Annotated in this window: 7 protein-coding genes; 4 read left to right on the top strand and 3 right to left on the bottom strand. The window is 68.1% G+C overall.

Annotation, left to right across the window (positions count from 1 at the left end; translation table 11 throughout):
• The 3 genes from K228_RS0117445 to K228_RS0117435 all read left to right on the top strand — a co-directional run.
• Positions 1-783 (top strand): alpha/beta fold hydrolase (locus tag K228_RS0117445; RefSeq protein ID WP_025619594.1); only part of this gene is annotated, 783 nt, incomplete at its 5' end.
• 190 nt (positions 784-973) lie between these two features.
• The gene (locus K228_RS0117440; protein ID WP_025619593.1) at positions 974-1,996 is read left to right on the top strand and encodes an alpha/beta fold hydrolase; all 1,023 of its coding nucleotides are present in this window, start codon (positions 974-976) and stop codon (positions 1,994-1,996) included.
• Positions 1,997-2,105: 109 nt separating this feature from the next.
• The gene (locus K228_RS0117435) at positions 2,106-2,576 is read left to right on the top strand and encodes a Dps family protein (RefSeq protein ID WP_025619592.1); all 471 of its coding nucleotides are present in this window, start codon (positions 2,106-2,108) and stop codon (positions 2,574-2,576) included.
• A 16-nt stretch (positions 2,577-2,592) separates the two neighbouring features.
• Here the strand turns inward: K228_RS0117435 and K228_RS0117430 are convergent, their stop codons facing one another.
• The 3 genes from K228_RS0117430 to K228_RS0117420 all read right to left on the bottom strand — a co-directional run bounded on the left by K228_RS0117430 (position 2,593) and on the right by K228_RS0117420 (position 5,712).
• Positions 2,593-3,738 (bottom strand): RNA polymerase sigma factor, encoded by a 1,146-nt coding sequence (locus K228_RS0117430; protein WP_025619591.1) that lies wholly within the window; start codon positions 3,736-3,738, stop codon positions 2,593-2,595.
• Complete coding sequence (locus tag K228_RS0117425; protein ID WP_025619590.1) at positions 3,735-4,145, bottom strand: YciI family protein; 411 nt, start codon at positions 4,143-4,145, stop codon at positions 3,735-3,737. Before K228_RS0117425 ends, K228_RS0117430 begins: the two co-directional genes overlap by 4 nt.
• A gap of 154 nt (positions 4,146-4,299) precedes the next feature.
• Positions 4,300-5,712, bottom strand: coding sequence for an alpha/beta hydrolase (locus tag K228_RS0117420; RefSeq protein WP_025619589.1), 1,413 nt, complete (start codon positions 5,710-5,712; stop codon positions 4,300-4,302).
• Between the two features lie 242 nt (positions 5,713-5,954).
• On the opposite strand from K228_RS0117420, the gene K228_RS0117415 reads away from it, so the two are divergent.
• Positions 5,955-6,713, top strand: coding sequence for an SAM-dependent methyltransferase (locus tag K228_RS0117415; RefSeq protein ID WP_025619588.1), 759 nt, complete (start codon positions 5,955-5,957; stop codon positions 6,711-6,713).
• Positions 6,714-6,743: the final 30 nt, after the last annotated feature.

The following is a 6,743-nucleotide window of genomic DNA, read 5'->3' as shown; positions in this document are numbered from 1 at the left end:
TACGAGGACCACGGTCAGGGACAGCCGGTGGTACTCATCCACGGCTACCCCCTGGACGGGCACTCGTGGGAGAAGCAGTCCGCGGCTCTACTCAAGGCCGGCTACCGGGTGATCACCTATGACCGGCGGGGCTTCGGTCAGTCCAGCCAGCCCACGGTCGGCTACGACTACGACACCTTCGCCGCGGACCTGAACACCGTGCTGGAGACCCTCGACCTCACCGATGTGGTGTTGGTCGGGTTCTCGATGGGCAGCGGTGAGGTGGCCCGCTACCTGTCGCGCTACGGGTCGGCCCGGGTTGCCAAGGCCGCGTTCCTGGCCTCGCTGCAACCGTTCCTGCTGCAGACCGACGACAACCCCACCGGGGTGCCGCAGGAGGTGTTCGACGGCATCCTCGCCGCGGTCACCGCGGACCGCTACGCCTACTTCACCGACTTCTACCGCAACTTCTTCAACACCGACGACACCCTCGGCACCCGCCTGTCCGAAGAAGCGCTGCGTAACAGCTGGAACGTCGCCGCCGGCGCGTCCTGGTACGCCTCCAGCGCCGCCGTGCCCACCTGGGTCACCGACTTCCGCACCGACGTCCCGAAGATCGACGTACCCAGTCTGATCCTGCACGGCACCGCCGACAACATCCTGCCCATCGACGCCACCGCCCGCGAGTTCCACAAGCAGCTACCCGAGGCCGACTACGTCGAGATCGACGGCGCACCCCACGGCCTGCTCTGGACCCACGCCGACGACGTCAACCAGGCCCTACTGACCTTCCTCGCCAAGTAGCCCCGCCGGGGAAACACGCCGTAGCCCCGGCAACAACCGGCGTCGGCACCACACCCGGAGCCGGACGCCCAGGGCAGCAACACGGCACCACCAACCCACGTTCGCCGTCCCACCCTGCCCAGGACCGGGACCGCACCGAGAACCAACCCCTATGCGGTCCCCGGACCGCCACTACAAAGGAACAGCCCGCATGAACCCCGAAACCACCCTCACCCCCGCAGTCGAGACCAGCTCCCGCCGTCGTCCCGGGTGGGCCGCGCTGCTGGCCGGTGTTGCCGTGATCAGTATCGCCGTCGGTGGTACCGCCATCGCCACCAACAGCAGCGGTGAGGCCCAGGCCGACCCCGCCGCCGCGGCCGGGAAGCGATCAGACCGTAACGAGGGCTTCGTCACCACCAGCGACGGCGTGGACATCTTCTATAGGGACTGGGGCCCCCGCGACGGACGACCCGTCATCTTCAGCCACGGCTGGCCACTGAACTCCGACAGCTGGGAATCCCAGATGATGCACCTGGCCGACAACGGCTACCGCGTCATCGCCCACGACCGCCGAGGCCACGGCCGCTCCTCCCAAACCTGGGAGGGCAACGACATGAACCACTACGCCGACGACCTCGCCACCGTCATCAAAAAACTGAAGCTACGAAACGCCACCCTCGTCGGATTCTCCACCGGCGGCGGAGAAGTCGCCCGCTACGTCGGCCGACACGGCACCGACCGCATCGCCCAGATCGCCCTCGTCGGCGCGGTCACCCCGCTGATGCTCAAAACCCCCGACAACCCCAACGGCGTACCCATCGACGTCTTCGACGGCCTCCGCGAAGGCTCCCTCGCCGACCGCTCCCAGCTCTACCGCGACCTCGCCGACGGACCCTTTTTCGGCGCCAACCGCCGCAACACCGAGGTATCGCAGGGCATGAAGGACACCTTCTGGCTACAGAGCATGCAGGCCGGCCACAAGGCCGCCTACGACTCGATCAAAGCCTTCTCCGAAACCGACCTGACCGAGGACCTCACACGCTTCGACGTACCCACCCTCATCATCCACGGCGGCGACGACCAGGTCGTACCGATCGAGAACTCCGCCAAGGAAGCCCACAAGATCGTGGCCGACTCCACCCTCAAGGTCTACCCCGACGGCCCCCACGGCATCACCGACACCCACAAGCAGCAGCTCAACAACGACCTACTCACCTTCGTCAACAGCCTCTAACCACCGCAACCGGGGGATGGGCCGACCACACCGGACGGCCCATCCCCGCGTCACCCTCCACCGCCAACAGCACCACCCACGCCGCCACGACACCGAAAGGGATCCGCTGATGTCCACGACCACCGCCCCCACCGTTGCGCCCACACCCACCCCCGACAGTGCCGGCGTCATCCTGCAGCAGACCCTCAGCGACCTACTCGACCTCGCCTTTCAGGCCAAACAAGCCCACTGGAACGTCACCGGACCGCGGTTCCTGCCCCTACACCAGCAACTCGACACCCTCGCCGACACAGCATGCGAACACGCCGACAGCATCGCCGAACGCGTCGCCGCCATCGGCACACCACCCGACGCACGCGCCACCACCATCGCCGCCACCAGCCGGCTACCCCAGTTGGACACCGGTGCACTACCGGACGGCACCGTCATCGACAAGATCGGCGACCTCCTCACCACCACCGCCGCCGGAATCCGGCATGCAATCGAGGCCACCGCCGACGACTCCATCACCCAGGATCTCCTCATCACCACCGGCCACGCCATCGAACACCAAGCCTGGCTCCTGCGCTCCCAGCGATAACACGTCCGACCGCTGATCAGCTCCGCGGTTGCGAGTTGAGTCGGGCAGCCTGTCGCGTGAGGTGGTCGCGCTCGGGGAGGCTCGACGCCGAGCAAGCAGCCTCGGCGTAGAGCCGGGCCGCGGCCACCGGGTCGCCCGCCCGCTCGTGCAGGTACGCTGCTGCGGCGGCGTGCCGGGGCAGGGCGGGGTCAAGCCCCGCCAGGGCGGCCAGGCCAGCCCTCGGGCCGTCGGCCTCCCCGAGAGCGACCGCCCGATTGAGCCGGGCCACCGGGCTGTTGGTGAGGCGCACGAGTTCGTCGTACCACTCGACGATCTGCACCCAGTCTGTCTCCGCGACCGTCCGGGCGTCGGCGTGCAGCGCGGCGATGGCCGCCTGGGCCTGGAACTCGCCCAGCCGGTCGCGGGCGAGGGCGTTCTGGAGCACCTCGACCCCCTCGGCGATCAGGTGGCGGTTCCACCGGCTGCGGTCCTCCTCGGCAAGGGGCACGAGCCGGCCGTCCGGGCTGGTACGCACCGGACGCCGCGCGTGGTGCAGCAGCATCAACGCCAGCAGGCCCGCGACCTCCTCGTGGTTAATCTGGGCGGCCAGTTGACGAGTGAGCCGGATCGCTTCGGCGGCCAGGTCGACATTTCCGGAGTAGCCCTCGTTGAAAACCAGGTAGAGCACGCGCACCACTGTGGCGACATCACCGGGCTGATTGAGGCGGACACCCGAGACCGTACGTTTGGCCCGGCTGATCCGCTGGGACATGGTCGCCTCCGGCACGAGGTAGGCCCGCGCGATCTGACGCGTGGTCAGACCACCGACCGCACGCAGCGTGAGCGCGACGGACGAGGCCGGCGTCAGAGCGGGGTGCGCGCAGAGGAAGTACAGCTGCAGCGTGTCGTCCACCGCCTCGGCCCTGTCGGGCACCGGCTCGCCCTCGACGCGTATCTCGCGCCGCCGCCGGGAGGTGTCGGCGCGGGCGGCGTCGAGGAACTTGCGCCAGGCCACGGTGATCAACCAACCCCGGAGATCCTGCGGCGGGCTCTCCGACCACCCGCGCACCGCCTCGACCAGGGCGTCCTGCACGGCATCCTCGGCCGACGCGAAATCCGCACCGCGCCGGACGAGGACACCGATCACCGCTGGTACGAGTTCCCGCAGCAGCTCCCTGTTCACTCCGGCACAGCCGCCGGAACGCCGTAGAACGGTCGAACCTCCAACCATTCGTGGATCGGCCTACCGCCCGGCCCGGGGGCCGCCGACAGCTCCCCCGCCAGTTCCACCGCGCGGTCCCACGAATCGACGTCGATGACGTACCACCCGGCGACCAGGTCCTTGGTCTCGACGAACGGCCCGTCGGTCACCGGTGGCCGCCCCTCGCCGTCGTACCGCACGAACGCGCCGTCCGGCGACAGTGCCTGGGCGTCGACGAGTTCGCCCGTCTCCTCCAGCCGCGCCCCGAAGTCGTGCATGAACCGCGTGTGCGCGTCGACCTCATCCGGCGTCCACTGGTCCATCGGCGCCCAGTCCACGGCGGGCGCCGGGCCACCGCGGTAGTGCTTGAGCAGCAGATACTTGGCCATCAACTCCTCCTAACCGGCGACATCTCCGGCAGTAACTCCGCGCGGGAGCGGGCAGAACTCCACGCCCCCGCGCGGACACTACTGCGAACTCATCGATCAGATCGCCTGCCGCACGGGGCCGGCAGCGACTTCTTGCCGGCCAGCCGACGAGGGGTCAGGCCGCCGAGCACCGTGCACCAGGGGCGGGCAGCGTCAGGTCAACGAGGTAGCGATCCACCACGGCGATCGTGCAGTCGGTGCGCTGGTAGGTGCCGTGGCCCCAGCCCTCGTACGTCACCAGGCGGCCATGCCGGCCAAGCTGCTGGGCGACGTTGGTGGCCCAGTTGTAGCCGGTACGGGGGTCGTGCAGGGCGTTGAGCAACAACAGCGGGGTACGGGTCCGCACCTGCGGTGTGTGCGGGGGGTTCCGAACCGGCGACGGCCAGCCGAGGCAGGTCTGCACCGCCAGCAGCCCGCTGCCGTACCGGATATCCGGCCCGGCGGCCGCGGCCACTCGGACCAGGCCGGCGTACTCGGTGTAGTCGCGGACCGGGGCGGGCCAATCGGCGCAGAAGGCGGCGACGGAGAGGGGAAGATCCGACTCGGGGGGCGGGGTGCCGCCCTCCATGTCGCGCACGGCGACCGCCAGCTTCGGCCAGTCCGGACGGGCGAGCAGCCCGAGCGCCACGGCGGTGACGTCGAAGGCGGTACGTGGCGCGTGCTCGCCCCGATCCGCCCGGGCCAGCACCTCGGCCCAGACCGCCCGCACGTCCCGACCGTGCAGCACGCACTCGGTTGAGCTGTCGCACCAGGAGACGAACTCGTCGAACGAATCCTGCAAGGTGGCTGCCTGGGTGCGGACGAAGGGGCGCAGCCCCAGGCTGTGGTCGAACACGCCCTCCAGCACGACGGCCCGCACCCGGTGCGGGTACTGCTCGGCGTACTGCTGACCCAGCAGGGTGCCGTAGGAACTGCCGTGGAAGGAGATCTGGCGCTCGCCCAGCGCTCGCCGCAACGCCTCCAGATCGCGCACCGTGCTGAGCGTGTCGGCGTGGTCGAAGACCGGTGTGGTCGGCCGGCACCGCTCCCAGAACGCCTGGTTGTAGGCCACCATGGCATCGAAGTCCGCCTGACTGCCCAGCGGAATCGGCGGCTTGGGCAGCGTCGGGTCCGGGCTGCACTCCGGCGCGGCGCTACGGGCCACCGTCCGCGGGTCGAAGCTGACCACGTCGAACCGGTCGAGCAACTCCTCGCTGAACCGATTCCCCTTGAGGATGCGCTCCACTCCAGAGTCTGCTGGGCCGCCCGGCCCGAACACCAGTGTGCCCACCCGTTGCGCCTGCTCCCGCGCCGGCCGACGCGCCACGGAGAGCTCGAAGGTCGGGCCGTGTGGTCGGGCCCAGTCCACCGGCAGACGGAGCCGCGCACACTCCACCGTGCCGTCCGGGGCGGGCGCTGGTAACTCCTCCTGGCATTCGCCCCAGGACAGGGTGGGCGGCGCGGGGGCAGGATCGGCGCGGGCCGGTGCGGGTGATCCGGCGAGAACGGCAAGGGCGACGACACCGATGGTCAGCGTACGCACGGGCATGAATCCTCCAGACGCTTGAACGTCCGCCCACCCTCTGCCCGCACCCAACTCCGAAGCATCGGGTGAATACCCGGATGAAACCCGGATCTCGGTCGGCGAACGTCGGAAACCCGATAGCGACAAAGTCCACGGCAAATGTCACGCACAGTCACTTGTGGATGGCGGATACATCAAATATCCTCCTAGCCAACCAGATCAAGCTGGTTGACTGGGCTGGCTTTCCCATAAACAGGAAGTTCGTCATGACAGATGCCATGGTGCAACAAGCGCAGGTCCCAAATACTGGACGAATCATCGATCATTGGCGCGGCGGAGCACACCACCTTCCGGCGGACGCGGAGGCGGCCAAGGCATTCTGCGCTCTGTACCCAGGATTTCCACAGGTCTACCAAACGTTGCAGGAGTTTGTCGGGCGCGCCGCCCAGGCGATCGCGGAACAGGGAGTCAATCAGTTCCTGCTCCTCGGTGCCGGCATTCCGACACAGGGCAACGTGCATGAGATCCTTCCTGAGGCTCGCGTTCTCTACACCGACATCGACGCCATCAACATCGCTTTGGGCAGCGAGATTCTCGCCACCACGCCGGGGGCGGGATACGCCTACTGCGATGCGACAGATCTTGGCACCCTCGATCAGGAAATGATGGAGCGGGTCCTCGACCCCACCGCACCTATCGGCATAGTGATGACCGGAATAACCGTGTCACTCGACGATGACGCCGCCCAGAAGGCACTTTCCCATATCTTTGACTGGGCATCCCGGGGCAGCTACCTGGCAGTGGATTTCGACGGCGAGGCCCTGGCCACCTTTCCGGTTATCAAGGAGAGAATTCTCGACCAGTCCGACAAGCCACTACACCTACGCGGTCCACACCAGATTCATCCGCTGCTCGGGCGCTGGCGGGTGACCGGCGACGGAGTCGGGCCGGTTGACACCTGGCGCAATCCGGGACCACAGCCAGACAAGGTCTTCATGTACGGCTGTGTGGCCTACAAACCGTGAGGCAGTGACTCCGAACATCGTCCCCCTCCG

It is taken from the genome of Salinispora cortesiana, from assembly GCF_000484695.1.
Lineage (GTDB): Bacteria > Actinomycetota > Actinomycetes > Mycobacteriales > Micromonosporaceae > Micromonospora > Micromonospora cortesiana.
Note: the sequence above shows the minus strand (reverse complement) of the source record. Positions and strands in the feature narration are given on the sequence as shown.